Annotated in this window: 20 protein-coding genes; 8 read left to right on the top strand and 12 right to left on the bottom strand. The window is 56.5% G+C overall.

Translation table 11 applies throughout. From position 1 onward, the window contains the following. Position 1 precedes the first annotated feature (1 nt). The 6 genes from AAH450_RS20510 to AAH450_RS20485 are packed head-to-tail and all read right to left on the bottom strand — an operon-like array spanning position 2 to position 4,894. A complete protein-coding gene (locus AAH450_RS20510; RefSeq protein ID WP_342911848.1) occupies positions 2–352 on the bottom strand; it encodes an L-rhamnose mutarotase in 351 nt (116 codons plus the stop codon). Further along, positions 349–1,125: an L-fucose dehydrogenase gene (locus AAH450_RS20505; RefSeq protein WP_342911847.1), complete on the bottom strand. Its 777-nt coding sequence runs from the start codon at positions 1,123–1,125 to the stop codon at positions 349–351. Before AAH450_RS20505 ends, AAH450_RS20510 begins: the two co-directional genes overlap by 4 nt. Beyond that, entirely contained in the window at positions 1,122–1,967 is an 846-nt protein-coding gene (locus AAH450_RS20500) for an amidohydrolase family protein (RefSeq protein ID WP_342911846.1), read from the bottom strand. Before AAH450_RS20500 ends, AAH450_RS20505 begins: the two co-directional genes overlap by 4 nt. Beyond that, the gene (locus AAH450_RS20495) at positions 1,967–3,256 is read right to left on the bottom strand and encodes an L-fuconate dehydratase (protein ID WP_342911845.1); all 1,290 of its coding nucleotides are present in this window, start codon (positions 3,254–3,256) and stop codon (positions 1,967–1,969) included. The genes AAH450_RS20500 and AAH450_RS20495 overlap by 1 nt, the downstream gene beginning before the upstream one ends. A gap of 24 nt (positions 3,257–3,280) precedes the next feature. After that, entirely contained in the window at positions 3,281–4,123 is an 843-nt protein-coding gene (locus AAH450_RS20490; protein WP_342911844.1) for a fumarylacetoacetate hydrolase family protein, read from the bottom strand. A 30-nt stretch (positions 4,124–4,153) separates the two neighbouring features. Beyond that, positions 4,154–4,894 carry an SDR family oxidoreductase gene (locus AAH450_RS20485; RefSeq protein WP_342911843.1) on the bottom strand — a complete coding sequence of 247 codons (741 nt, stop codon included), beginning with the start codon at positions 4,892–4,894 and terminating at the stop codon, positions 4,154–4,156. Between the two features lie 211 nt (positions 4,895–5,105). Here AAH450_RS20485 and AAH450_RS20480 point away from each other — a divergent pair, with 211 nt between their 5' ends. Next, on the top strand, positions 5,106–5,858 hold the full coding sequence (locus AAH450_RS20480) for a FadR/GntR family transcriptional regulator (RefSeq protein ID WP_342911842.1): 753 nt from the start codon (positions 5,106–5,108) through the stop codon (positions 5,856–5,858). Between the two features lie 46 nt (positions 5,859–5,904). Here the strand turns inward: AAH450_RS20480 and narI are convergent, their stop codons facing one another. From narI to AAH450_RS20455, 5 genes are all read right to left on the bottom strand, one after another. Then, positions 5,905–6,582, bottom strand: a complete 678-nt coding sequence (gene narI / locus AAH450_RS20475; RefSeq protein ID WP_342911841.1) for a respiratory nitrate reductase subunit gamma — start codon at positions 6,580–6,582, stop codon at positions 5,905–5,907. Between the two features lie 2 nt (positions 6,583–6,584). Next, positions 6,585–7,307 (bottom strand): nitrate reductase molybdenum cofactor assembly chaperone, encoded by a 723-nt coding sequence (gene narJ, locus AAH450_RS20470; protein WP_342911840.1) that lies wholly within the window; start codon positions 7,305–7,307, stop codon positions 6,585–6,587. Next, the gene (gene narH, locus AAH450_RS20465; protein WP_342911839.1) at positions 7,304–8,848 is read right to left on the bottom strand and encodes a nitrate reductase subunit beta; all 1,545 of its coding nucleotides are present in this window, start codon (positions 8,846–8,848) and stop codon (positions 7,304–7,306) included. Before narH ends, narJ begins: the two co-directional genes overlap by 4 nt. Beyond that, complete coding sequence (locus tag AAH450_RS20460) at positions 8,845–12,606, bottom strand: nitrate reductase subunit alpha (protein WP_342911838.1); 3,762 nt, start codon at positions 12,604–12,606, stop codon at positions 8,845–8,847. The genes narH and AAH450_RS20460 overlap by 4 nt, the downstream gene beginning before the upstream one ends. 285 nt (positions 12,607–12,891) lie before the next feature. Beyond that, a complete protein-coding gene (locus AAH450_RS20455) occupies positions 12,892–14,283 on the bottom strand; it encodes a NarK family nitrate/nitrite MFS transporter (RefSeq protein ID WP_342911837.1) in 1,392 nt (463 codons plus the stop codon). A gap of 327 nt (positions 14,284–14,610) precedes the next feature. Here AAH450_RS20455 and narL point away from each other — a divergent pair, with 327 nt between their 5' ends. The 7 genes from narL to AAH450_RS20420 all read left to right on the top strand — a co-directional run bounded on the left by narL (position 14,611) and on the right by AAH450_RS20420 (position 26,681). After that, a complete protein-coding gene (narL, locus tag AAH450_RS20450; protein ID WP_318789730.1) occupies positions 14,611–15,258 on the top strand; it encodes a two-component system response regulator NarL in 648 nt (215 codons plus the stop codon). A gap of 414 nt (positions 15,259–15,672) precedes the next feature. Beyond that, complete coding sequence (locus AAH450_RS20445) at positions 15,673–18,384, top strand: cation-transporting P-type ATPase (RefSeq protein ID WP_342911873.1); 2,712 nt, start codon at positions 15,673–15,675, stop codon at positions 18,382–18,384. Positions 18,385–18,734: 350 nt separating this feature from the next. Further along, on the top strand, positions 18,735–21,287 hold the full coding sequence (gene mutS / locus AAH450_RS20440; protein ID WP_342911836.1) for a DNA mismatch repair protein MutS: 2,553 nt from the start codon (positions 18,735–18,737) through the stop codon (positions 21,285–21,287). Between the two features lie 442 nt (positions 21,288–21,729). Continuing rightward, entirely contained in the window at positions 21,730–23,172 is a 1,443-nt protein-coding gene (locus AAH450_RS20435) for an amidase (RefSeq protein ID WP_342911835.1), read from the top strand. A gap of 48 nt (positions 23,173–23,220) precedes the next feature. Beyond that, positions 23,221–24,504: a purine-cytosine permease family protein gene (locus AAH450_RS20430; RefSeq protein WP_463322750.1), complete on the top strand. Its 1,284-nt coding sequence runs from the start codon at positions 23,221–23,223 to the stop codon at positions 24,502–24,504. Beyond that, positions 24,501–25,196 carry a biuret amidohydrolase gene (biuH, locus tag AAH450_RS20425; RefSeq protein ID WP_342911833.1) on the top strand — a complete coding sequence of 232 codons (696 nt, stop codon included), beginning with the start codon at positions 24,501–24,503 and terminating at the stop codon, positions 25,194–25,196. The genes AAH450_RS20430 and biuH overlap by 4 nt, the downstream gene beginning before the upstream one ends. A 168-nt stretch (positions 25,197–25,364) precedes the next feature. After that, entirely contained in the window at positions 25,365–26,681 is a 1,317-nt protein-coding gene (locus tag AAH450_RS20420) for a hypothetical protein (RefSeq protein WP_342911832.1), read from the top strand. A gap of 75 nt (positions 26,682–26,756) precedes the next feature. Here the strand turns inward: AAH450_RS20420 and AAH450_RS20415 are convergent. Continuing rightward, positions 26,757–26,998: sigma factor-like helix-turn-helix DNA-binding protein (locus tag AAH450_RS20415; protein WP_342911831.1), on the bottom strand; the 242-nt coding region annotated here is incomplete at its 5' end.

Here is a 26,998-nt window from a genome sequence, read left to right as displayed (position 1 = left end):
TTCAAATCTGCGACTGCAAAGAGAAGATGCGTTCCATTGCGACCCATTTCTCTCCGGGCGGGGTCCAGGGGGTGGGCCGCTGATATCTCCACATCAGCGCCTCCCATTCACGCACTTTGGCATCCTGTTCACTGCGGGCAGCAAACTGCGCGGCATCAAAATCAGGGGCGGTTTCCATGATCATCACCAGCCGGGTACCCAACAGGTAAATCTCCATTTGGGTAATGCCATAGCGCCGCAGATGGCGGGTAATTTCCGGCCAGATTTGCTGATGAAGCTGGCGATACTGCTGCTGGAGTTCAGGATCGTCTGCCAGATCCAGCGCCTGGCAATAACGCTGGCCGCCGCTCACGTCAGCGCCCTGTCCAGGTGGGAATAGCCGCCGTCAACCCACAGCCACTGGCCGGTGGTATGTGAAGCCCGTGCCGAAAGAAGAAACACGGTGGTATCCGCAATTTCCTGCGGCGTAGTCATTCTTTTCCCCAGCGGGATGTGGCTGGTGATCTGCTGTAACTTCTCTTCCGGTTGATCGAACGTCTTGATCCACCGCTCATAGAGCGGGGTCATTACTTCGGCAGGGATCACCGCATTAACGCGGATCCCATCGGCCAGCAGCGCAGCAGCCCATTCACGGGTCAGCGCCAGCACCCCCCCCTTGGCGGAGGCATAACCGCTGGTATTGCCCTGTCCGGTAAGGGCCGTTTTTGAGCTGATATTGACGATAGCCCCTTTGCTCGCCCGCAGCGCATCCAGGCAGAGGTGCGCCATCAGGTAGTAATGGATCAGGTTCTTTCCCAGCGACCGCACAAACGCTTCTCTTCCTGCCTCCAGCCCGACGCTGTCGTTAACGCCGGCATTGTTGACCAGCCCATCAATGCGGCCAAACTGCTGGATCACTCCCTGAACGGCATTGATGCAGCTCGCCTCATCCTGCAATTCAGCCAGCATAAAAATCGCCTCTGGCTGATGCTGTTTGAGTCTCTCCATCAACTCAGCAGGCGGTTCACTGTTGCTGACGATGACCGGGATAGCGCCCTCTTCCGCCAGCGTCAGCGAAATTGCCGCCCCAATGCCGGAACCGCCGCCGGTGACAATCACCACTCTGTTTTGCAAATGAAGGTTCATATCCCATCCTCTAGTCGGTAGATTCGGCAGGCGTTACCTCCAGTAATGGCTGCCTGCTCGCTTAATGTTAAGGGTGAGACAGCCTGCTGAACGAATTGCCAGCTCTCCTGATACTCCGCGTCCAGCAGAGAGACCGGCCAGTCCGATCCCACCATTATTCTTTCACTGCCAAAGGCTTCCAGCGCCGCTTCGACAAAGGGCAGCAAATCATTGGCGCCGTAACCTGCCGGACGAGGTTCGGTCAACAGGCCAGAGAGTTTGCAGCTGACGTGCGGCAGGGCTGCCAGTGGCGCAATCTGTTTTGCCCACTGTTTTGCGCCAGCCGCGAGGTCAGGTTTACCCAGATGGTCCAGCACTATCTGATGGCGGTCGAACTGGGCAGCAAAAAGCGCAGCCTCGGCCAGATGTCGGTGTGTTACCAACAGATCCCAGACATATCCCTGCTGCTGAAGCGTCTGCATGGCTGGTTTAATCGCAGCCTGCGCCATCCACTCTGCCGGATCGGCTTCATCCTGAATCAGATGGCGAAAACCGCGCAGTAAAGGGTTCCCGCCACAGGTCTCCAGTTGGGCTGAGAGATCCGGCTGTTGTAGATCGATCCAGCCCACCACCGCTTTTATTTCCGGGTTGCGTTCAGCCAGCGAGAGAAGCCAGTGCGTCTCTTCCAGCGTCTGACGAGCCTGTACCGCCACGCAGCCATCAATCTGCTGAGCGGCCAGCTCTGCTGCCAGGTGAGACGGCAGGAAATCGCGCTTCAGACGCGTCATCTGCTGGCTAATCCAGCCATATTCCTGCGGCTGGTAATGCCAGAAATGCTGGTGCGCATCAATCCGCAGCGTCATCAGGCTGGCTCCAGGGCGCGAAAGCGGTACTGCTCAATCGAGGCGGGAAACATCTCAATAGAGAAGCCAGCGTGCTCTGGCGGCATATACGCAGCGCCTTTGATCACGCAGGGATGCACAAAATGCTCGTGAAGATGATCCACATACTCAATAACCCGGCCCTCATGCGTTCCGGCGATGCACAAATAGTCAATCATCGAGAGATGCTGCACGTATTCGCACAGCCCCACGCCGCCCGCGTGTGGGCAGACCGGCAGGTTGTATTTCGCCGCCATCAGCATAACGGCCAGAATTTCGTTGACGCCCCCCATCCGGCAGGCATCGATCTGCACCACATCAATGGCGCCGCGCATAATGAACTGCTTGAACATAATCCGGTTCTGGCACATTTCACCGGTTGCCACCTTCACAGGCGCTATGGCTTCCCTGATGCGGCGATGGCCTTCAATGTCATCGGGGCTGGTGGGTTCCTCAATAAACCAGGGGTCTGCAAAGGCCAGTTTGTTCACCCAGGGGATCGCTTCTTCGGTCTCCCAGACCTGATTTGCGTCGATCATCAGCTTGCGATCGGGGCCGATCACTTCGCGGGCAATGGTTACCCGGCGGATATCATCTTCCAGATCGCGCCCCACTTTCAGCTTGAGGTAGTCGAAACCGGCATCGACAGCTTCCTGACAGAGACGGCGCAGCTTGTCGTCGGGATAGCCCAGCCAGCCCGCTGAGGTGGTATAGCAGGGATAGCCTTCAGCCAGCAGCGTTTGCAGCCGCTGCTCTTTGTTGTCTGCCCGCTGACGAAGCAGCGTCAGCGCCTCCTCCGGCGTAATGCAGTCAGTGAGGTAGCGGAAATCGATACAGCGCACCAGCTCTTCAGGCGACATGTCAGCCACCAGCCGCCACAGCGGTTTCCCCTCCGCTTTACTCCACAAATCCCATACGGCATTAACCACGGCGCCCGTCGCCAGGTGGATGGCGCCTTTGTCAGGCCCAATCCAGCGTAGCTGGCTGTCGCTGGTAAACGAGCGCCAGAATGCGCCCATATTGGCAGTGATTGCCGCCAGACTCTGCCCCACCACCAGATGTTCGAGCGCGTGAATAGCCGCACAGCAGATCTCATTTCCCCGGCCAATAGTAAAAGTCAGCCCGTGGCCGCTCAGTCCGGCGGTATCGGTTTCTAAAATAACGTAGGCCGCTGAATAATCCGGGTCAGGGTTCATCGCATCCGATCCATCCAGAGAGAGGGAGGTCGGGAAACGGATATCTTCCACGCGCATGGCGGTAATCGTTGTCATAAGAGCGTCCTGTAAGATCTGGCTTTAAGCCTGAATAGTTTTCTGGCGCTGTTCACCCAGCCCCTCAATCCCCAGCCGGATCTCCTGCCCGGCGCGAAGGTAGACCGGCGGCTTCTGCCCCATCCCGACGCCCGGCGGCGTGCCGGTGGAGATCACATCCCCAGGTTGCAGGCTCATAAACCGGCTGAGGTAACTGATGATTTCCGGCACGGTGAAAATCATGGTGCTGGTGTTGCCGTCCTGATAGCGTTTGCCATCCACCTCCAGCCACAGATGCAATTTATTTGGCTCGGGGATCTCATCAGCCGTCACCAGCCATGGCCCAAGAGGCCCAAAGGTGTCGCAGCCTTTGCCTTTATCCCAGGTGCCGCCCCGCTCAATCTGAAATTCACGTTCCGAGACGTCGTTAATCACGCAATAACCCGCAACGTGCGAGAGCGCGTCAGTCTCACTGATATAGCGCCCGCCCTTGCCAATCACCACGCCCAGCTCCACTTCCCAGTCGGTTTTTTGCGAGTCGCGGGGGATCTCTACAGCATCATTCGGGCCGACAATAGCGCTGGTCCATTTGCTGAAAACCACTGGCTCTTTGGGGATCTCAGCCCCGGTTTCTGCCGCATGGTCGGCGTAGTTCAGCCCGATACAGATAAACTTCCCGACATTTCCCACGCAGGCCCCCAGCCGGGGATGCCCCTCCACCAGCGGCAGCGAAGCAGGGTCAAGCTGACGCAGCTTATTCAATGACTCGGGCAGCAGGACATTGCCGCCTATATCGTCAATCACGCCGGAGAGATCGCGTAGCTTTCCCAGGGCATCGAGAGTACCCGGACGTTCCTCTCCTGGCTGGCCATAACGTAATAATTTCATCCTTTCTCCTTTCAACAGATCCAGTGCGGCTTAGTTGCTCCAGCCGCCATCAATAATGTGAATGGCACCGGTGGTGTAAGCACTGGCATCAGAGGCCAGATAGCGTGCCAGTTGAGCAATCTCCTCCGTTTTGCCGATGCGGCCTATCGGTTGACGGGAGACAAAAGCCTGATAGACCTCCTCCTCGCTTCGTCCCTCCGCCTTTGCCTGCGCGGCAATACGCTGATGAAGCGAAGGGGATTCCACCGTACCAGGGCAAATGGCGTTGCAGCGGATCCCCTGCGAGACATAATCCGCCGCCACAGATTTGGTTAATCCGATAACGGCAGCTTTCGAGGCGCTGTAGGCAAAGCGGTTTGGCACGCCTTTGACGCTGGAAGCCACCGAAGACATGTTGATGATTGAGCCTTTTTGCTGCCTCAGCATTGCCGGCAGAAAAGCCCTCAGGGTATGGAACATGGCGGTGACGTTCAGGTCGAGGGCGAACTGCCACTCCTGCTCGCTGCAACTCAGGATATCGCCGCTGTGTACCACGCCAGCGCAGTTAAACAGCACGTCGATTGTGCCGATCTCTTCTGCCAGTGCCTGGATCGCCTGCGGACGGGTGACATCCAGCTCCCTGCCGGTCACGCCGGGTATGTCATGGAGCTGCGAAAGATTGATATCCGTGGCGATAACGTCAGCGCCCGATTGCGCAAACAGGCGGGCAGTATTCAGCCCAATCCCCTGTCCGGCAGCGGTGATCAGCACCTTTTTACCTTGCAAATCCATAGGAATTCCTTGAGTAAAGGACTAATGGTCAGGCCATTAACGGTGAAAAAAAACGTTTTAAGCGGCGCCCTTTTGCTATGATTCAGGGCAGTTCTGGCTTAAAACGCGCTAATTAATTAACCAATTTTTTACATACTGAAAACAAAGCAGCAAGCAGAATCTCTGCAAAGTGCTGGCTGAATCGCTTAACTAAAAAACCGTCTGGTGAGCCATGCCGATACAAAAATTAGAGAATCCAAGGATTTACCGTCAGATTGCCGATCAGCTGAAACAGCTGATCGCCAGCGGTGAATTTCCGCCTGGCAGTAAGCTCCCCGCCGAGCGGGAGTTGGCCAGCCAGCTCCAGGTGAGCAGGGCTTCGGTGCGGGAAGCGCTGATTGCGCTGGAGGTTATCGGCCTGGTGGATGTGCGGGTAGGGAATGGCGTGATTGTCTGCCAGCCTGACGCCTTGCCCTCTGAAGAGCCGGTAATGCAGCAGGCGGGGCGCGATCAGTGGGCCGATGTGGATGATGAGCTGAATATTCAGCTCGATTTCAGCGCGGAGCTGCCGCCCTTTTCGCTGCTGCAAACCCGCCGTCTGATAGAACCTGAGACGGCAGCTCTGGCTGCCCGTCACGCTTCAGAAGCGGAACTTGCAGCGATTGAGCAGGCTTATGAGCAGAACTGTCGCGATAACCGGCAAGGTTCGGCGACTCATCCCGGCGACAGGCTGTTTCATATTCGTATCGCTCAGGCCAGCGGCAACCCCGCTTATGCCTTTATCATTGCCCATCTGCTGGGGCATCGCTACGGTACAATGTTCCGCAGTCTGCAACAGCACTATACGCCGCAGGATATGCCGCATCGCTCTGAAACAGAGCATCTGGCTATCCTGGAGGCACTGAAGTCACGCGACCCGCGTGCGGCCAAAAAAGCGATGAGAGATCATCTTGATGCGGTGATTGAGATTTTCGGACGGGGATAGAAAAGGCCGGTATAACCGGCCTCAGCAATTGTTTGAAAGGGTGTGATTAGCGGCGGTTACGCACCAGCTGATAGCGGCGGGTCAGGTACTCCACCGGCGCGCTCCAGATATGCACCAGACGGCAGAAGGGGAACAGCAGGAAAAGCGTCATTCCCAGCACCATATGCAGGCGGAAAATCAGCGCCACCCCTTCCAGATGCTGCGAAGCACCGCCGTGGAACGTCACCACCGCCTGCGCCCAGGCCACCAGCTTCATCATTTCGCTGCCGTCCAGATGCTGGGCGGAGAACGGGATGGTCAGCAGCCCCAGGCATACCTGCACCACCAGCAGCGTCAGGATCAGAATATCCCCAAAGCTGCTGGTAGCCCGCACGCGGGGATTGGTCAGGCGACGTTTAAGCAGCAGTGCCCCGCCCACCAGCGTCAGCAGGCCACAGATCCCACCGGCAATCATCGCCAGCTTCTGCTTAACGTCGATGGGCAGAAAGGCTTCATACATCCAGTGCGGCGTCAGCATGCCAACAATATGGCCAAAGAAGATGCCGATAATGCCGATATGGAAGAGATTGGACGCCAGACGCATCCCCTTTTTGTCCAGCATCTGGCTGGAACCCGCCCGCCAGCTGTACTGGCCGTAGTCGTAACGTAGCCAGCTGCCGATCAGGAAAACCGCGCCCGCCAGATAGGGATAGATATCGAAAAAGAACTGAGATAAATAGTGCATGATTACTCTCCTGTGGTACGTGCCGCGGCCTGAGCCACATCCAGATACTGCGGAGCCACCGCCCCGGCAAAGCGGCGCTGATGAGCGGCCTGTTGGGCAGAAGCGCAGCCCTGCTCACCCAGAAACTTCACCTGCTCCTCTTCCCAGACGGCATCCAGCGCAGCGGGCGTATCGTCACGAGCCTCTTTCTCTATTTGCGGCCTGAGCGATTCCGCCTCCACGCCGCTTGCGGAAAGCGCAATCAGCGCCTCAAACAGCAGCGCATAAGGCGTACCGCGCTGCTGTAAGCGCGCGGCCAGCAGCGCCAGAATCGGGGCTATATCCTGCAAACCGCCACGCGCCCGCTCAGCAGAACCGCTGCCAAGATACTCCAGGTAGAGCGGCAGATAGTCCGGCAGCTCTTTAGAGTCCAGCTCCAGGCCATCGGCGCGGTACTGATCCAGCAGATCGACCATCGCCTGCCCGCGATCGCGGGATTCACCATGCACATGTTCAAACAGCAGCAGCGAGGTGGCGCGGCCACGGTCAAACAGCTCGCAGTACTCCGCCTGCACGTCCAGCAGAGGACGTGCGCAGAAGGTCTCTATAAAGGCTGTCAGACGAGTAACCTGCTCCGGCGCAAGCTCCGGCACGCTCTGTAGCACTTCAACCAGTTCGGCATGGTGATCAAAAAGATCCTGATCCGGGTAATCCAGCAGGCGGCCAATCACGCGTAAGACAATCATGAGCGATCCTCCTGTGGAGGCGTTTTGCGGCCAATATCAATGGCATCGATCCGGCGGCTGTTGAACAGGTTGAATTTGCTGTCGCTGCCGTGGCAGCCATCGCCAAAGCTGAAGCCGCAGCCTTTGCTCTCGGGGAAAGCTTCCCGCGCCAGCTCACGATGGCTGGAAGGCACCACAAAACGATCTTCGTAGTTGGCGATCGCCAGATAGCGGTACATCTCCTGCGCCTGCGCCTCCGTTAAGCCAACCTGTTCAAGGGCGCGGGTATCGATCTGCCCTTCTACCGTCTCCGCCCGCTTGTAGTGTCGCATCGCCAGCATACGTTTCAGCGCCAGCAGCACTGGCGCGGTATCGCCAGCAGTCAGCAGGTTTGCCAGATACTGCACCGGAATTCGCAGGCTTTCGACATCCGGCAGCACGCCGCTGTGGCCCAGCTGACCCGCATCGGCAACGGACTGGATGGGTGATAAAGGTGGCACATACCAGACCATCGGCAGCGTGCGATATTCCGGATGCAGCGGTAAAGCGAGCTTCCACTCCATCGCCATTTTATAGACCGGCGACTGCTGCGCGGCGTCAATCACGCTCTGCGGGATACCTTCTGCCAGCGCCTGTTCAATTACCGCCGGGTCATGTGGGTCGAGGAAGATCTCCAGTTGACGCTGATAGAGATCCTGTTCGTTCTCCGCAGAGGCGGCCTGTTCAATACGATCGGCGTCATACAGCAGTACGCCAAGATAACGGATACGGCCCACGCAGGTTTCCGAACAGACGGTGGGCTGGCCCGCTTCGATACGGGGATAACAGAAGATGCATTTCTCTGACTTGCCGCTCTTCCAGTTAAAGTAAATCTTTTTGTAAGGGCAGCCGGTCAGGCACATACGCCAGCCGCGGCATTTATCCTGATCGATCAGCACGATACCATCTTCGCCGCGCTTATAGATGGCACCGCTTGGGCAGGTTGCCACGCAGGCGGGATTCAGGCAGTGTTCACACAGGCGCGGCAGATACATCATGAAGGTATTTTCAAACTGCCCGTACATCTCTTTCTGGATGTTGTCGAAGTTCTGATCCGCCGAGCGTTTAGAGAACTCTCCGCCCAGGATCTCTTCCCAGTTCGGGCCGTTCTCAATTTTCTTCATGCGCTGGCCGGTAATCAGCGAGCGAGGACGAGCGATTGGCTGATGCTTACCCGCCGGTGCGGTATGCAAGTTCTGATAGTCGAAATCAAAGGGTTCGTAATAATCATCCAGCGCTGGCACATCCGGGTTGGCAAAAATCTTCGACAGCAAACCAACGCGGTTACCCATGCGCGGCTCCAGCTTGCCGTTAATTTTGCGGATCCAGCCGCCTTTCCATTTCTGCTGATCCTCCCAGGCATGGGGATACCCGACCCCTGGTTTACTCTCTACGTTGTTGAACCAGGCATACTCCATCCCTTCCCGGCTGGTCCAGACGTTTTTACAGGTCACGGAACAGGTATGGCATCCGATGCATTTGTCCAGGTTCAGCACCATGCCGACTTGCGAACGAATTTTCATGGCTGACTCTCCTGCTGGCTGCCCTGGCAATCGTCGGTGCCTTCACCGTCTAACCAGTCAATGTTGTTCATTTTTCTGACAATCACGAACTCGTCGCGGTTGGAGCCGACGGTGCCGTAGTAGTTGAAGCCATATGACTGCTGCGCATAGCCGCCGATCATATGGGTAGGTTTCGGACAGGTACGGGTGACGGAATTATGAATACCGCCGCGCTGGCTGGTGATTTCGGAGCCAGGTATGTTCACGATGCGCTCCTGCGCGTGGTACATCATGGTCATTCCTGCCGGAACACGCTGGCTGACTACCGCGCGGGCGGTCAGCGCACCGTTGGCGTTAAACGCTTCAATCCAGTCGTTATCCGCAATGCCTAACTCTTTCGCATCCTCTTCGCTCATCCAGACAATCGGACCGCCGCGTGACAGCGTCAGCATCAGCAGGTTGTCGCTGTAGGTAGAGTGAATGCCCCATTTCTGGTGCGGCGTCAGGAAATTCAGCGCCTTCTCCGGGTTGCCGTTAGGCTTCTGGTTTAAAAACGGTTTTGCCGCGCGGGTATCAATTGGCGGACGGTAGACCAGCAGGCTCTCGCCGAAGGCACGCATCCACTCATGATCCTGATAAAGCTGCTGGCGACCGCTGAGCGTGCGCCAAGGGATCAGCTCATGCACGTTGGTGTAGCAGGCGTTATAAGAGACATGCTCATCTTCCAGACCTGACCAGGTCGGGCTGGAGATAATTTTGCGCGGCTGCGCCTGAATATCGCGGAAGCGGATCTTCTCATCCTCTTTATTCAGCGCCAGATGGGTATGGTCCCGTCCGGTGATAGCGCTCAGCGCCTGCCAGGCTTTTACCGCTACCTGACCGTTGGTTTCGGGTGCCAGCGACAGGATCACTTCCGCGGCATCAATTGCCGTAGAGATATTTGGTCGGCCTGCTGCCGGGCCATCCGCCTTAACGTAGTTAAGCTGCTTGAGGAAATCGACCTCAGTCTGGGTATTCCAGCTGATGCCTTTCCCGCCGTTGCCAAGCTTGTCCAGCAGCGGGCCGAGGGAGGTGAAGCGCTCAAAGGTGGCCGGGTAATCACGCTCCACCACAATGATGTGCGGCGCCGTTTTTCCTGGGATCAGCTCGCATTCCCCTTTTTTCCACTCTTTTACGCCAAACGGCTGTGCCAGCTCTGCCGGAGAGTCATGCTGAACCGGCAGCGTCACCACATCCGTTTCCTGGCCCAGGTGGCCCACGCAGAGTTCAGAGAAGGTTTTGGCGATGCCTTTATAGATTTCCCAGTCGCTTTTCGACTCCCAGGCGGGATCGACCGCGGCGGAGAGCGGATGAATGAACGGATGCATATCCGAGGTGTTCATATCATCTTTTTCATACCAGGTAGCGGTCGGCAGCACGATATCGGAATAGAGGCAGGTGCTGGACATGCGGAAGTCCAGCGTGACCACCAGGTCCAGCTTGCCTTCGCCGCCCTTCTCCTGCCATTCAACCTCTTCCGGCATCACACCGCCCTGCATACCCAGGTCTTTGCCCTGAATACCGTTCTCGGTGCCCAGCAGGTATTTGAGCATGTACTCATGCCCTTTACCGGAGGAGCCAAGCAGGTTGGAACGCCAGATAAACATGTTTCTTGGGAAGTTCTGCGGATTATCCGGCTGTTCGGCAGCAAACCGCAAAGAGCCGTTTTTCAGGCTTTCAACGGTGAAGTCGACGGGCGAGAGGCCAGCCGCCTGGGCTTTTGCTGCCAGCTGTAGCGGATTGGTATTCAGCTGCGGTGCGGAAGGCAGCCAGCCCATGCGTTCGGAGCGCACGTTAAAATCAATCAGGCTGCCGCTGTAGCGGGTTTTGTCCGCCAGCGGCGAGAGCAGCTCTTCGGTAGTGACCGCCTCATAGCGCCACTGGCTGGAGTGGTTATAGAAGAACGAGGTACTGTTCATATGGCGGGGCGGACGCTGCCAGTCGAGGGCGAACGCCAGCGGGGTCCAGCCGGTTTGCGGCCTAAGTTTCTCCTGACCAACGTAGTGCGCCCAGCCGCCGCCGCTCTGTCCAACACAGCCGCAGAACACCAGCATGTTGATCAGTCCACGGTAGTTCATATCCATGTGATACCAGTGGTTCATCCCGGCACCCACGATAATCATTGAACGGCCACGGGTGGTTTCCGCATTTTGCGCAAACTCACGGGCAATACGAATGATGTTCTGCCGCGATACGCCGGTGATCTGCTCTGCCCATGCCGGACTGTAAGCCTTCACTTCGTCGTAATTTTTCGCGCAGTTATCATCTTCCAGCCCGCGATCCAGCCCGTAGTTTGCCAGCGTCAGGTCATAGACGCTGGTCACCAGGCCTTCGCTGCCATCGGCCAGCGTGATGCGTTTCACCGGCAGCTTGTGCAGCAGGATCTCTTCCAGCGCCACGCTGTTGAAGTTTTCGCTGGTGATGCCGCCAAAATAGGGGAAGCCGACCTCAACCACCTCGTCGTGGTTCCCCAGCAGGCTGAGCTGAAGCTCCACTTCCTGCTGCGTATTGCCTTCACGGGGTTCCAGGTTCCATTTCCCCTGTTCGCCCCAGCGGAAACCGATCGATCCCTGCGGTGCCACCAGCTCGCCATCGGTCTGGTTGATCGCCACGGTTTTCCATTCAGGATTATTTTCCTGGCCCAGCCCGTCCACCAGATCGCTGGCGCGGAGCTGGCGACCGGCGGCGTAAAAACCGCCCTCACGCGGCTCCAGCAGAACCAGCATCGGCATATCGGTGTAGCGGCGTACGTAGTCGCGGAAATAGGGCACTTCGCGGTCGAGGTGGAACTCCTTCAGCATGACGTGGCCCATCGCCAGCGCCATGGCGCTGTCGGTGCCCTGCTTCGGACTCAACCACTGGTCGCAGAGCTTGGCTACTTCGGCATAATCTGGCGTGATCGCTACCGTTTTGGTGCCTTTGTACCGGACTTCGGTAAAGAAGTGCGCATCTGGCGTACGGGTCTGCGGCACATTCGAGCCCCAGGCGATGATGTAGGAAGAGTTATACCAGTCGGCCGATTCCGGCACATCGGTCTGCTCGCCCCAGGTCATTGGCGAGGCGGGCGGCAGGTCACAATACCAGTCGTAAAAACTCAGGCAGGCACCGCCAATCAGTGACAGGTAGCGGGCGCCTGCGGCATAGGAAACCATCGACATCGCCGGGATCGGTGAGAAGCCCACAATGCGATCCGGGCCGAAGGTTTTGGCCGTGTAGATATTGGAGGCGGCAATCAGTTCGTTGACTTCCTGCCAGCTTGAACGAACAAAGCCACCGCGCCCACGGGCCACTTTGTAGCTTTTCGCCTTCTCAGGATCGCTGACGATAGATCCCCAGGCTACCACCGGATCGCTGTGTTCCGCTTTCGCTTCACGCCAGAGCTTAATCAGTTTTTTGCGCATCAGCGGATATTTCAGCCGGTTAGCGCTGTAGAGATACCAGGAGTAGCTGGCACCGCGTGGGCAGCCGCGTGGCTCATGGTTTGGCAAATCGGGGCGGGTGCGGGGATAGTCGGTCTGCTGAGTTTCCCAGGTGACCAGACCATTTTTCACATAAATTTTCCAGCTACAGGAACCGGTGCAGTTTACCCCATGAGTGGAGCGCACAATTTTGTCATGCTGCCAGCGGCTGCGGTAGCCATCTTCCCAGTCACGATTGGTGTTAAGAGTCTGGCCATGATTGCCAGAGAAAGGTTCCGCCAGCTGTTTGAAGTAGCGAAACCTGTCGAGAAACTTGCTCATCCGGAATTCTCCTGAAGGCTTGATTATGTTTATAGGGACGACATTGCTTAATCTGCAAGCAGGGTACTGATGCGCCGGAGATTGCAGATTGATAACGATCAACAGTCAGCGGTGGAGAAGCTGAGGGCTTTCACCGGGTTACCCCTTAAGGAGTAGCAGGAGGATTAAATCTAACTTTATGAATTAAAAGAGAAAAACCGCTTTCCTGTGCGCTTGCCAGCCGTTTTTTACACATGCTGGCTCTTAAGGGGTAGAAGGGTTCAGCCCGCCGTAGCGGGCTGAACATCAGGCTGCTTTCTTACGCCCATACACCACCCAGGTGATCGCTACGCAGAGCAGGTAAAACGCCACGAACACTTTCATTGCGCCTGCCGGTGAGCCGGTCATCGCCAGCGACATACCGAACATTTGCGGAATAAAGAAGCCGCCAGCGGCACCAATGGCAGAAATAAAGCCCAGCGCAGCAGAGGTTTCGGTTACGGCTTCGTGCTGCGCGGCGGCATCGCTTCGGCCCTCTGCCTTTACACGCTCCAGCGTATTTTTGCGGAAAATTACCGCAATCATCTGGAAGGTGGATCCGCTACCTAACCCGGCGTTGATAAACAGCACCATAAAGACGCTGTAGAACGCGATAAACGAGCCAGCCTGCCCCTCTCCCGGCAGCGTCATAAACAGCAGGCCGCAGAAGAAAGTCATCACAATAAAGTTGAGCAGGGTGACGCGTACGCCGCCAAACCTGTCGGAGAGCATGCCGCCGGCAGAACGTGCCAGCGCCCCCAAAAATGGCCCAAAGAAGGCATATTTCAGGATCACGATGTCAGGAAACTGAGTTTTGGAGAGCATGGCGAATCCGGCAGAAAAGCCGATGAAAGAGCCAAACGTCGCCAGATACAGCACTGCCATAATCCACAGATGGGGCCGCTTCAGTACCGGTAGCTGCTCACGCAGCGAGGATTTTGACGAGGCGAGATCGTTCATGCCAAACCAGGCCAGCAGCGTTCCCACAATCAGGAAAGGCACCCAGATCCAGGCCGCATTTTCCAGCCAGATGACCTCGCCATTGGCCGCGGTTTGCGCGCCGCCGCCAAAGGCGCTGAAGATGCCAAAGGAGATGGCCAGCGGCGCAAAGAACTGCATCACGCTGACGCCAAGATTCCCCAGGCCACCGTTGATACCCAGCGCGCCGCCCTGTCTGGCTCGGGGGAAAAAGAAGCTGATATTGCCCATGCTGGAGGCAAAATTCGCTCCGGCACAGCCGCACATCAGGGCAATAATCACAAAGATGGAGAACGGCGTGCGGGGATCCTGCACGGCGAAGCCCAGCCACAGGCAGGGGATCAGCAGAATAGCGGTGCTGAAAGCGGTCCAGCGCCGCCCGCCGAAGATGGGAATAACAAAAGAGTAAGGCACGCGAAGCAGCGCACAGGCCACCGAAGGCAACGCGGTCAACAGGAAGAGTTGTTCCGTGGTAAAGTTAAAACCCACTTTATTGAGGTTAACGGCAACCGCACTGAACAGCATCCAGACGCAGAAAGCCAGCAGCAGACAGAAAACAGAAATCCACAGATTACGGCTGGCAATTCGTTTGCCGCGCTGCTGCCAGAATTCCGCGTCTTCAGGCTGCCACTCCTGGATAACCGTCCCGCCTTTCAGGGGTATAGAAGAAGTTTGTGACATTTTGGGGTTCTCATCGACAGAAGGATATTGCCGACATCCTGCTTATCCCCGGTTCGTCTGAGGTTGATGCAAATCAACGAGAGGCCAGGTAATTTCCTTGCCTGTCACCGCCGGGTGACTTAAGAGGTAGAGGAAGGAGATGAACCAAATCTTTGTTTATTAATAAATTTTTTATCCCTTTGCTGAGCTATACTTAGCCGTTAGCGCCGTGCGGAAATTAGTGATTACCTCTTAAGTAGTATAGGGATCGTCCTGGCAATCCGTAGAATAGCGCCGGTACCCTTTTCCACCCGCAAGCCATTCATTACAGTCAGAAGGATCAACGCCGTGAAAGAAGAAGCCGCCACTATATTACTGATTGACGATCACCCGATGCTGCGCAACGGGGTAAAACAGCTGATAGAGCTGGATGACCGTTTACAGGTGGTGGCGGAAGCGGGCAACGGTACGCAGGGGGTTGCGCTGGCGGGCGAGCACGATCCGGATCTGATCCTGCTGGATTTAAACATGCCCGGCATGAACGGGCTGGATACGCTGGTGCAGCTGCGGACTATCGAGCTTTCCGGCCGTATCGTGGTGTTCAGCGTCTCCAATCACGAGGATGATGTGGTGAATGCCCTGAAGCGCGGCGCCGATGGCTATCTGCTGAAGGATATGGAACCGGAAGAGCTGTTGAAATCACTGCATCAGGCCGCTGCGGGACAGATGGTACTGAGCGAAACATTAACCAACGTGCTGGTGGCCAGCCTGCGGGAAAACCGTCCCACGGAAGAGCGTGATATTGAACAGCTCACCCGTCGCGAACGGGATATCCTGAAACTCATTACCCAGGGGATGACCAATAAAGCAATCGCCCGTAAGCTCTCAATTACCGAAAGCACTGTTAAGGTACACGTTAAGCATCTGCTGAAAAAAATGAAGCTTAAATCCCGTGTGGAAGCCGCCGTCTGGGCTTTGCAGAGCGGGCATGAATAAGCTTGTGAAATACTCCCTGCCAGAATTTATTTCTGCTCTGGAAATGAATATTGTTATTTAGTTGATTGAGTTTAATTTGAAAATGTTACCGGCTGATTTATCCCATTGCGCTCACCACTATATAAGTTCCCCACCCTGCCATCACCACTAAAGCCAGCGCGCACAAGACATAGGCCGCTATGCGCTTCAAACTGTATACACCCACGTTAACCCCCTTTCGCTTATTGATCTGAGGTTAAACATACCCGCTTTTTCTAAACGTAAATTAAACAGAGTTAATTCTGTTTACCCCGCAAGGTGTAAATTTATACAGCGTTGTTTCCGATCAATTCCCTCAGGCAACAGGTCTATTACTCTGCACACAATTTCATCAATACCTTAAATTTATTTTTGCGGAGAAACACTTTGCCGAATATTCCCTCTCACACCAATAAATATAGCTCCCCTTCCGGATCGCAGAAAAAACCCTGGCAGCTGACAACAGAAGAAATAGTAGAAAAAACAGAGAGCCGAAAGGCCGGGCTTAGCCAGGCAGAGGTGGACGCTCGCCTTGCTGAATACGGCCCCAACACGCTGCCACAGCACAAGGGTAAGCCAGCCTGGCTGCGCTTTCTGGCCCATTTTCACGACGTGCTGATTTATGTCCTGCTGGCCGCTGCGGTGCTGACGGCAGTGATGGGCCACTGGATTGATACGCTGGTGATCCTTGGTGTGGCGGTGATTAACGCGCTGATTGGTCACATTCAGGAAAGTAACGCAGAAAAATCACTGAAAAGCATCGCTACCATGCTCTCCAGCGAAACGGTGGCGATCCGGGAGGGCAGCCATCAGACACTCTCTGTCGCCACTCTTGTGCCTGGCGATATTGTGGTCCTGCGTGCTGGCGATCGCGTGCCGGCCGATTTACGTCTTATTGAAGCCCATAATCTGCGGGTTGAGGAGGCTATCCTCACCGGCGAATCCACAGTTGTCGAGAAAACTACGGCGGCGCTGAGCGGCGACCTTCCCCTTGCCGACCGTAAGAATATGCTGTTTTCCGGCACTATGCTCAGCGCGGGCAGCGGCACTGGCGTAGTGACGGCAACGGGCGGCAGCACGGAGCTGGGGCACATCAATCAGATGATTGCTTCCGTCAGCAAAAGCCGCACGCCGCTGTTACAGCAGATGGACAAACTGGGGAAAGGGATCTCGGCGATCATTTTTGTGATGATGATAGCCCTGTTTATCTTCAGCCTGATGATGCGCGATATGCCGCTGGGCGAACTGCTGCTGTCGCTGATAAGCCTGGCCGTAGCGGCGGTACCGGAAGGGCTGCCTGCCATTATCTCTATCATTCTTTCTCTGGGCGTGCAGACCCTGGCGCGCAAAGGGGCCATTATCCGCAAGCTGCCCACGGTAGAAACGCTGGGCGCAATGACCGTGGTCTGTTCCGATAAAACCGGCACGCTGACGATGAACGAGATGACGGTGAAAGCGGTGATCACTGCCGAAGCCTGCTACCGCGTGGAAGGGAACAGCTATGAGCCGGTTGGCAATATTTATCTTCAGGGCAGTGACAGCCCGATCACGCTGCAACCCGGCAGCGTGCTTGAGCGCTATCTGCGCACGCTGGATTTGTGCAATGAGAGCCAGCTGACGCGTAACGATAAGAACCAGTGGGTGCTGACCGGTGGCCCCACCGAAGGGGCGCTGAAGGTGCTGGCAGCAAAAGCAAACTTGTCGCCGGTGGCCGTCCGCCCGATTGACAAAATTCCTTTCGATTCACAATACAAATATATGGCAACCCGCCATGAAGTTGGGCATGAGCAGCAGATACTGATTACGGGTGCGCCAGATGTTCTGTTTACATTGTGTCAGCAGCAGCAAACCGAAGCGGGCCTGCAACCCTTTGACCGCCAGTACTGGGAAGATCAGATCGTTACTTATGCCCGTGAAGGCTTACGGATGGTAGCGGCTGCCTGGAAACCAGCACCGTCAGATAACGCGCCTCTCACGCACGGTCATTTACAGGAGGGGTTAATCTTTCTGGGTATTGCCGGAATGATGGATCCTCCCCGACCGGAGGCGATTGACGCTATCCGAATCTGCCAGCAGGCCGGGATCCGGGTGAAGATGATCACCGGCGACCACCAGCAAACGGCGATGAGTATTGGGCAGATGCTTGGCATAGGCAACAGCCACCAGGCGATGACGGGTAGCGAACTGGAAAAAATGGACGACAAGCAGCTGACGGAAGCGGCGGTGAAATTTGATATTTTTGCCCGCACCAGCCCGGAACATAAGCTGCGTCTGGTGAAAGCCCTGCAACAGCAAGGGGAGATCGTGGGCATGACCGGCGATGGCGTTAACGATGCGCCAGCCCTTAAGCAGGCCGATGTCGGCATCGCAATGGGCATCAAAGGCACCGAGGTGACCAAAGAAGCGGCGGATATGGTGCTCACCGATGATAATTTCGCCACGCTGGCCAGCGCGGTAAAAGAGGGGCGCCGTGTCTATGACAATCTCAAGAAAACCATTCTGTTTGTGATGCCCACCAATCTGGCACAGGGTCTGCTGATTATTATTGCGCTGCTGGCGGGTAATCTTATCCCGCTGACGCCGGTGCTGATCCTGTGGATGAACATGGCCACTTCCGCCACCCTCTCCTTTGGCCTGGCGTTTGAGCCTGCGGAAAACAACATTATGAAGCGGCCCCCCCGTAACGTCGCCCGGTCGGTAATGGATGGCTTCGCCCTCTGGCGCGTGGGCTTTGTCGGCCTGTTAATAGCGATCAGCGCTTTTGTGCTGGAAGCCTGGCTGCAACCACGTGGCCACAGCCCGGAGTTTATCCGCACCGTTCTGCTACAGATGCTGGTAACGGCGCAGTGGGTCTACATGCTGAACTGCCGTCGTACCGATAGTTTCTCTCTGGACAGCAGCCTGCTGCGTAATAAAGGGGTCTGGCTGGTCAGCGGCCTGCTGCTGCTGCTTCAGTTGGCAATCATTTACCTGCCCTTTATGCAGATGCTGTTCGGCACCGAAGGACTCCCGCTGCGTTACTGGGGCGTCACCTTCGCCGTCGGGGCGCTGCTGTTCCTGATTGTTGAGCTGGAAAAGCCCCTTACCCGCCGTTTCCGTCGGCAGTAAGGCCCGCAGACGCCCGAAAGGGCGTCTCTTTACCCACCTTGTCCGTAACACCTCCATGAACGCAATCTTCAGAATCTCCGCACTGATGCTGGTCATCGCATTCGGCTGGCCTGCGCGGCAGGCCGCCACGTAGCGCTTCCGGGAGCGGGCGCATGGGCTGGTGACATAAAAACTGGTGTCGGCAATCAGCCATGAATCTTTCGTTTTTTGGCCAGTTTGCGAAGCGCTTCCGGCTTTTCCTGTGACAGTCTCTTACTCGCTGCGTTAATATAGAGGCCGCTGAAAGACCTTAATGCACGTTGTGCCATTGCCTGCCTTATATTCAATGGACTGGAAAAGAAGACCTGATAATGACCACAGATAACCTCGTCGCCCACACCCCTATGATGCAGCAGTACCTTCGCCTGAAGGCGGAACATCCGGAAATCCTGCTGTTTTACCGGATGGGGGATTTCTACGAGCTGTTCTATGACGACGCCAAACGAGCCTCGCAGCTGCTGGATATCTCGCTGACCAAACGCGGCGCATCGGCCGGAGAACCGATTCCGATGGCTGGGGTGCCCTATCATGCCGTGGAGAATTACCTGGCGAAGCTGGTTCAGCTGGGTGAGTCCGTGGCTATCTGTGAGCAGATTGGCGACCCGGCGCTGAGCAAAGGGCCGGTGGAGCGCAAAGTGGTTCGCATTGTCACCCCTGGCACCATCAGCGATGAAGCGCTGTTGCAGGAGCGTCAGGATAACCTGCTGGCGGCTATCTGGCAGGGGCCGCGCGGCTTTGGTTTCGCCACGCTGGATATCAGTTCCGGTCGTTTCCGCCTGGCAGAACCGACCGATCTGGAGACGATGGCGGCGGAGCTGACCCGCTCCAACCCGGCGGAACTGCTCTATTCGGAAGATTTCGCCGCCATGTCGCTGATCGAAAACCGGCGTGGGCTGCGGCGGCGTCCGCTGTGGGAATTTGAGGTTGAAACCGCGCGCCAGCAGCTGAATATGCAGTTTGGCACCCGCGATCTCTCAGGTTTTGGCGTTGAGCAGGCGCATCATGCGCTGCGGGCGGCGGGCTGCCTGCTGCAATATGTGAAGGACACGCAGCGCACTTCCCTGCCGCATATCCGCTCGCTGACCATGGAGCGCCAGCAGGATGGCATCATTATGGACGCGGCAACCCGCCGCAACCTGGAGATTACCCAGAACCTGGCCGGCGGGATTGAAAACACCCTGGCTTCCGTGCTGGATAAAACCGTCACGCCAATGGGCAGCCGGATGCTGAAGCGCTGGCTGCATATGCCGGTGCGTGATATTAAAACGCTGGAAAACCGTCAGCAGAGCATTGGCGCCCTACAGGATTTCACTGCGGAAATCTCGCCGCTGCTGCGTCAGGTTGGCGATCTGGAACGTATTCTGGCCCGTCTGGCGCTGAGAACTGCGCGTCCGCGCGATTTGGCCCGTATGCGCCATGCGTTCCAGCAGCTGCCGCCGCTGGATGCGCTGCTGACTGACGTCGCCACGCCGCATCTGCAAACGCTGCGTAAGCAGATGGGGCAGTTTGACGAACTGCGAGAGCTGCTTGAAAAAGCGATCATCGATTCCCCGCCAGTGCTGGTTCGTGACGGTGGCGTCATCGCCCCTGGCTATCACCAGGAGCTGGACGAATGGCGTGCATTAGCGGACGGCGCTACCGATTATCTCGACCAGCTTGAGATCCGCGAGCGTGAAAAACTGGGGCTGGACACCTTAAAAGTCGGCTTCAATGCGGTGCATGGTTACTATATTCAGGTAAGTCGCGGGCAGAGCCACCGCGTGCCCATCAACTACGTCCGTCGGCAGACGCTGAAAAACGTCGAGCGCTATATTATTCCCGAACTGAAAGAGTATGAAGACAAAGTTCTCACCTCTAAGGGAAAGGCGCTGGCGCTGGAAAAAATGCTCTATGAGCAGCTGTTTGATCTGCTGCTACCGCATCTGGAGGCGTTGCAGCTCAGCGCGGCCGCGCTGGCTGAGCTTGATGTGTTGGTCAATCTGGCCGAGCGCGCCTGGACGCTGAACTATACCTGCCCAACGCTTACCGATAAGCCAGGCATCAAACTGGTCGGCGGCCGTCATCCGGTCGTAGAGCAGGTGTTAAAAGAACCCTTTATCGCCAACCCGCTGTCGCTTTCACCACAGCGTCGGATGCTGGTGATCACCGGTCCCAATATGGGCGGTAAGAGTACCTATATGCGTCAGGCGGCGTTGATTACGCTGCTGGCCTATATCGGCAGCTATGTGCCAGCTGAACAGGCAACACTGGGGCCGATTGACCGCATTTTCACCCGCGTGGGTGCGGCAGACGATCTGGCCTCGGGCCGCTCAACCTTTATGGTAGAGATGACCGAAACGGCCAATATCCTGCACAACGCTACCGAACAGAGTCTGGTACTGATGGATGAGATCGGGCGGGGAACCTCAACCTATGACGGGCTGTCGCTGGCCTGGGCCTGTGCCGAGAGTCTGGCAAACCGCATTAAAGCAATGACGCTGTTTGCTACCCACTACTTTGAGCTGACCACATTGCCGGAAAAGATGGAGGGCGTGGTTAACGTCCACCTGGATGCCATTGAGCACGGCGACACTATCGCCTTTATGCACAGCGTGCAGGATGGCGCGGCAAGCAAAAGTTACGGTCTGGCCGTGGCGGCGCTGGCAGGCGTACCCAAAGAGGTGATCAAACGTGCAAGGCAGAAGCTCAAAGAGCTGGAGACGCTGTCAGGCAGTGCGGCCAGCACCTCTGCGGATGGCCCGCAGCTGCCGCTGCTGGTAGAAGAGACCTCTCCCGCCGTAGAGGCGCTTGAGGCGCTGGATGCCGATTCGCTCTCTCCACGACAGGCGCTTGAGTGGATCTATCGCCTTAAAACCATGCTGTAGCCTGAGGTGCTTGCCGGGTGCCCCTCACCCGGCAAGCTTGCTCCATCCGCAGCCCGCTGTTCAGAAGCAGTAAGTCAGGCTACAGCCTGAAAATCTCCCTCTCCTTTAACCGAAAGGCCGGGAAGGCAAAGACAGTTATTTAAAAAACGGCGGCCCTCAGGTCCGCCGTTTTTTTGCACCATTATCCCGACCTCTGCACTTTTCCGGTGAATCTTCCGCCTTACAACGGCTCACTTCCTTTTGATCGTCCCTGGACTTATCTCTCTGCTCCCCCCTTCTTCTTTTTACTCTGAAGCAACGAATACCAGCCTGTATACAAGCTGTCAGAGGCCGGTCGTTTTTTTAAGCCTGTCGTCTCAATTCTGGCCTGCAATATGCATTGCTATCTGAACGCTAGCACTGGTCAGCCCGCATCATGCACGCTTACAGAGAGGAATATGGCTTGAATAATGATGAGATCCTGAATCTTGACGCCGTTTCGCTGGCGGCGCTGATCCGCGATAAATCCCTTTCGCCGGTAGAGGTGACGCGGGCTTCTTTGCAGCGCATGACGCTACTGGAACCAGAGCTTCATGCTTTTTGCACACCGGTGCCCGACAGGGCAATGCAGCAGGCACGGGAGATTGAGCGAAAGATCATGCAGGGCGACGATCCCGGCCCGCTGGCTGGTGTGCCGGTCGCCATTAAAGATCTGATTGCAACGGCGGGGATTAAAACCGTCTCGGGTTCCTGGATATATGAAAACTTTATTCCTGACGAAGATGACATCACCGTTGAGCGGCTGAAGGCGGCGGGGGCGATCATTCTGGGGAAAACCAACGCGCCGGAGTTTGGCTACAGCGGCACCGGACACAACCCGGTTTTCCCTACGACCCGCAATCCGTGGAATACGGCGCTGACACCGGGCGGCTCCAGTGCCGGTTCAGCTGCTGCGCTGGCCGCCAGGATCTGCCCGCTGGCGCTGGGAAGCGACGGCGGCGGCTCTGTCCGCATCCCCGCCGCACACTGCGGACTGTTTGGCATGAAAGCCTCAATGGGGCGCGTGCCGCTCTATCCCGGCTGCCGCGATGAACGGTATCCCGGTATCTCAAGCTGGGAATCCCTTGAACATATCGGGCCGATGACGCGCACCGTTGCGGATGCGGCCATGATGCTGTCAGTGATGGCAGGCCCCGATCCGCGCGATCGCCATTCGATTCCCACCAGCGATATTGACTGGCTTCTTGCCGCAAAAGGCAGCCTGAAGGGGCTGCGTATTGCCTACAGCGCCGACTGGGGATATGCGGCGGTTGATCCTGAAGTGCGTGAAATCGTGGGCAAGGCGGTACGCGTATTTGAACAGGAGCTGGGCTGCGTGGTGGAAGAGGCGCATCCCGGCTTCAGCGATCCTCAGGAGACCTTTGCGGCTCTGGTGGCACAGGAAACCGATCTCTCCGGCATGCGTAAGCTGATGGAAAGCTACGGCGAGCGCATGTCGCCCCATCTGGTCGCCATGCTGAAAAAAGAGTGGACTGCCGAGATCTTCACTGACGCCAATATGCAGCGCAAAGCGGTCACCAACAAAATGTGGCGCTTTATGCAGCGCTACGATCTGCTGCTGACCCCGACGCTGGCAACGCCGCCCTTCCCTGTTGATATCGAAGGCCCTGAAATTATTGAAGGACGCAAAGTCACCCCTGCCGAATGGCTCGCTTTTGTGTTCCCGATCAATCTGACCGGCCAGCCTGCGGCTTCTATTCCTGCCGGATTTACCGCAAAAGGGCTGCCTGTAGGCCTGCAAATCGTTGGCCGCCATCTGGATGATGCTCTGGTACTGCGCGCCAGTGCTGCGTTCGAAAAAGCGTGCGGCTGGCAGCATCGGTTGCCGCCTATTCTCTCCCGCTAACCCTTTACTGACCTCTAACGGAAAAACATTATGAGCCAGAAGACATCGCTGCATTCACCAACCCCGCCGGGGTTAGAGCAAGAGTTTGAAAATGAGGCTGTGCCGCTTTCCCATCGTCATTCGACCCGCTCGGTCTCCGCCGTCTGGTTTGGTTTTCCGATGATCCTGACCAATGCCGTTTTTGGCGGGATCATCGCCTATAACCTGGGATTCTGGCGTTCAATTCTCGCCATTCTGGCTGGCAACCTGGTCCTGTTTGCTTACGTTGGCGCATTAAGCTATCTGGCCGGAAATACCGGGCTGAACTTTGCTATGCAGGCGCGGAAAACGTTCGGTAACCGGGGCTATATCATTGCCTCTGCTTTTCTCTCTACCGTGGTCATCGGCTGGTATGCCTTTCAGACTGGCCTGACCGGCACCATCGTTAACGCCACTTTCGGCTGGAATACCACCTGGGTGATTGTTCTGGCGACGGTGCTTTATACCGGCGTTACGTTCCTCGGCGTCCGTGCGCTCTCTGTGATTGGCATGATTGCTGCCCCGATGTTTGTGATCCTGGGCCTGGTGGCGCTCTATTTTGTCGCACAGCAGAGCGATCTCAGTGAGATTTCAGCTTATCAGGGCGTGCACGGCGGAATCAGCATGGGCATCGCCATGACAATGGTGATTGCCGGATTTGCTGACTCGGGCACCATGACGGCGGATTTCACGCGCTGGTCCCGAAAGGGAAAATCTGCGGTGATAGCCACCTTTTCAGCCTTTCCGCTGGCGAACGTTGTTTCACTGCTCTCTGGCGTGGTAATCGTCTCTGCGGGCGCAGGCATCAACCCGGCGCAAAACGGCGGCGATTTCCTGCATCTGCTGACCGGGCACAGCGCCCTGCTTAATCTGCTGGCGCTGCTGTTTGTCTTTATCAATCTGGGGTCCGTTTGTACGCACTGCCTCTATAACGGCGCGGTTGGCTACAGTCATCTCTTTAAAAGCAAAATGCGTTTATGGACGGTGATCCTTGGCCTGACGGGCGGGCTGTTAGCCGTGGCTGGCGTCTGGAGCTATTTCCTTAACTGGCTCAGCCTGCTGGGCGTTGCCGTGCCGCCAATTGGGGCAGTGATGATTGTCGACCTGCTGATAATGGGCCATATCGTCAGCTCACGACCAGAACGCGCCTGGCGCGCAAGCGCTTTTATCGGCTGGGCCTTCGGCACCCTGTGTGCTGGCATCGCGCATATCTGGTTTCCGGATGCCGGTGAAGCGCTGATTGGCATGCTGGCAGGCGGCGCTGCCTATGGTGTTATTCAGTCACAGATGGCTAAAAAATGGGTGACGGCATGAAGAGTCTGGAAGCGCGTTTTGTCCCGGCCGCTCCGTATCACTGGCCCTGGAATGGCCAACTCTCTACAGATAATAGCGCGCTTATTGTCATTGATATGCAGACGGATTTTTGTGGCAAAGGGGGATATGTGGACACAATGGGCTATGACATCAGCTTAACGCGTGCCCCCATCGCCCCGCTCAGCGAACTCCTGCACGCTATGCGTTCAAAGGGGTATACCATTATTCACACCAGGGAAGGCCACCGGCCCGACTTAGCGGACCTGCCAGCCAATAAGCGCTGGCGTTCGCGACAAAAAGGAGCGGGCATTGGCGACCCCGGACCGTGCGGGAAGATCCTGATCCGGGGTGAACCTGGCTGGGAGATCATTCCTGAGCTACAGCCGGCAGAAGGCGAGATAGTGATCGATAAGCCGGGTAAAGGATCGTTTTATGCCACCGATCTTGAACTGATCCTGCGCACGCGGGGGATCCAAAATCTGCTGCTTACCGGCATCACCACCGATGTCTGTGTTCACACTACCCTGCGGGAAGCCAACGACCGCGGATTTGAATGCTTACTGGTCGCCGACTGCTGTGCCGCCACCGATCCCGCTAACCACGCCGCAGCACTGGAGATGGTCAAAATGCAGGGCGGCGTGTTTGGCGCAGTGGCTCGCTCTGCTGATGTCCTGTCGGTGATAACGGCTTAGTTTCTGCTGGCTGGTGCGGCGCGCCCGCCAGGATCGTTTCTCCCTGGTGCGGGTTGATGGAACTATCCTCTCCCCCTGTCCACGTAACGACTGAGATGAAACGTTTAGTAGCATTTTGCAACCTGACGTTTCGTTGATGTTCTTTAACCTGGTCCAGTGGAGATTGTCATGATTATGAGAGTAAATCCCGGTGGGATGATGAATCAAGCGCCAGACGGTATGCTGGCATCACGCTTCAACCTGAAGCAGGAGGGCAAAAACGGTGAAGCTGGTTTTGGTCCCGCTTCCGGAAAAGCTACCCCTTTGCAATATGGCGGCAACACTGGCGCCACCAGTGAGAAATCGTCTGCCTCTTCGCTGATCGCCGATTATAAAACGCTGCTCGATTCGCTGATCAAGCAGGGCCAGGAGGAGCTTAAAAAGCTCAAGGATGAACTGGCGCAGCAGCAATCTCAGGGGGGTGCAGCAAACTCGCCCGCTACCACCGACAACAGCAGCAATCAGATGTCGCAGTTGCAGATGCTGCTCGACAGCCTGATGAAGTTCCTTAAAGAGAGCCAGCAGAGTCAACAGGGCCAACAGCCTGCGGCTAACAGCACCTCTAACGATGCTCAGTTAGCTACTATGATGACGCAACTCAAAGATCTCCTCTCCACTATTGGCGAAACCTCTGCCAGTGCTCCCGTTTCAACCGGCAGCGAAAGTACCGGCCCGGCGATGCCAAAGAATGAGAAAGATACCAGTGTCCCGCCTTCCACCGACACCCTGTTTAAAAACATGGATGGCGACAACCGTTCCGCCGATCAGATTATCGAGCAAAATCCGGTGCTGAAGAATCTGGGTAATCAGAAAGATATCAAGCAGGAAGATCTCAAGAAGCAGTTTGGCGACTGGACAGCCAATAACCCGGATGAGCAGAGCCGGGCGCTGGCGGCCAAGAACATGTCTTACTTTCTTAACAGCGTCAAAGCGCTGAAAAACCGTGAAAATGGCGATCGTGGTGATGTTCATACCAACGGGAAAATAGAGGGGCTGACCAAAAGTGGTGAAGCCCGCCACGGTAGCGAAGCCGCTATCGTTAAGGATGTGGCGGAACAGGGACTGGACAAAATGTTTCCCAAGGATGGAAAACTGACGCAAACCAACGATGAAATGGTAAACCTGAACGGCACTACCAAGAGCGGCTTTCAGGGCATCTGTCTGAAGGTGGGACGTGCGCTCGCCTTTATTCCGGGCCTGAGTAATTTCCTGACCGGTATGGGCAGGTCAGAAAGCACCAATCCGTGGGAAGTGCTCAAAGGGGGTGTTGTCGGTGCGGCGAAAACGGCCTTTGATGCGCTGAAAGGTGTGGTGGAAGGATTGGGTAAAGGCAGGCTTAACCCGATACAGATGCTGTTAAGCGCTTACAAGGGTGCAGTCAGTAACACCTACGTGATGCAGGATACCAAGTCAGATGTTAAGGATAAGGTAAAAGAAAGCGTCTGAGCAGCCGGTTCAGGCAATAAAAAAGCGGTGGTTTTCACCACCGCTTTTCGCATTCACATCTTAAAGTGCCTGTGCTTATTCGCGGAACAAGGCTTCAATATTGAGTCCCTGTGCCTGCAAAATTTCACGCAGACGACGCAGACCTTCAACCTGAATCTGACGAACACGTTCGCGAGTCAGGCCAATTTCACGACCCACATCTTCCAACGTTGCCGCTTCATAGCCTAACAGACCGAAACGACGTGCCAGCACTTCGCGCTGCTTGGCGTTCAGTTCGAACAACCATTTAACGATGCTCTGCTTCATGTCATCGTCTT

Source organism: Erwinia magellanica, from assembly GCF_039023495.1.
Classification (GTDB): domain Bacteria; phylum Pseudomonadota; class Gammaproteobacteria; order Enterobacterales; family Enterobacteriaceae; genus Erwinia.
This window is presented reverse-complemented; position numbering and strand designations above follow the sequence as displayed.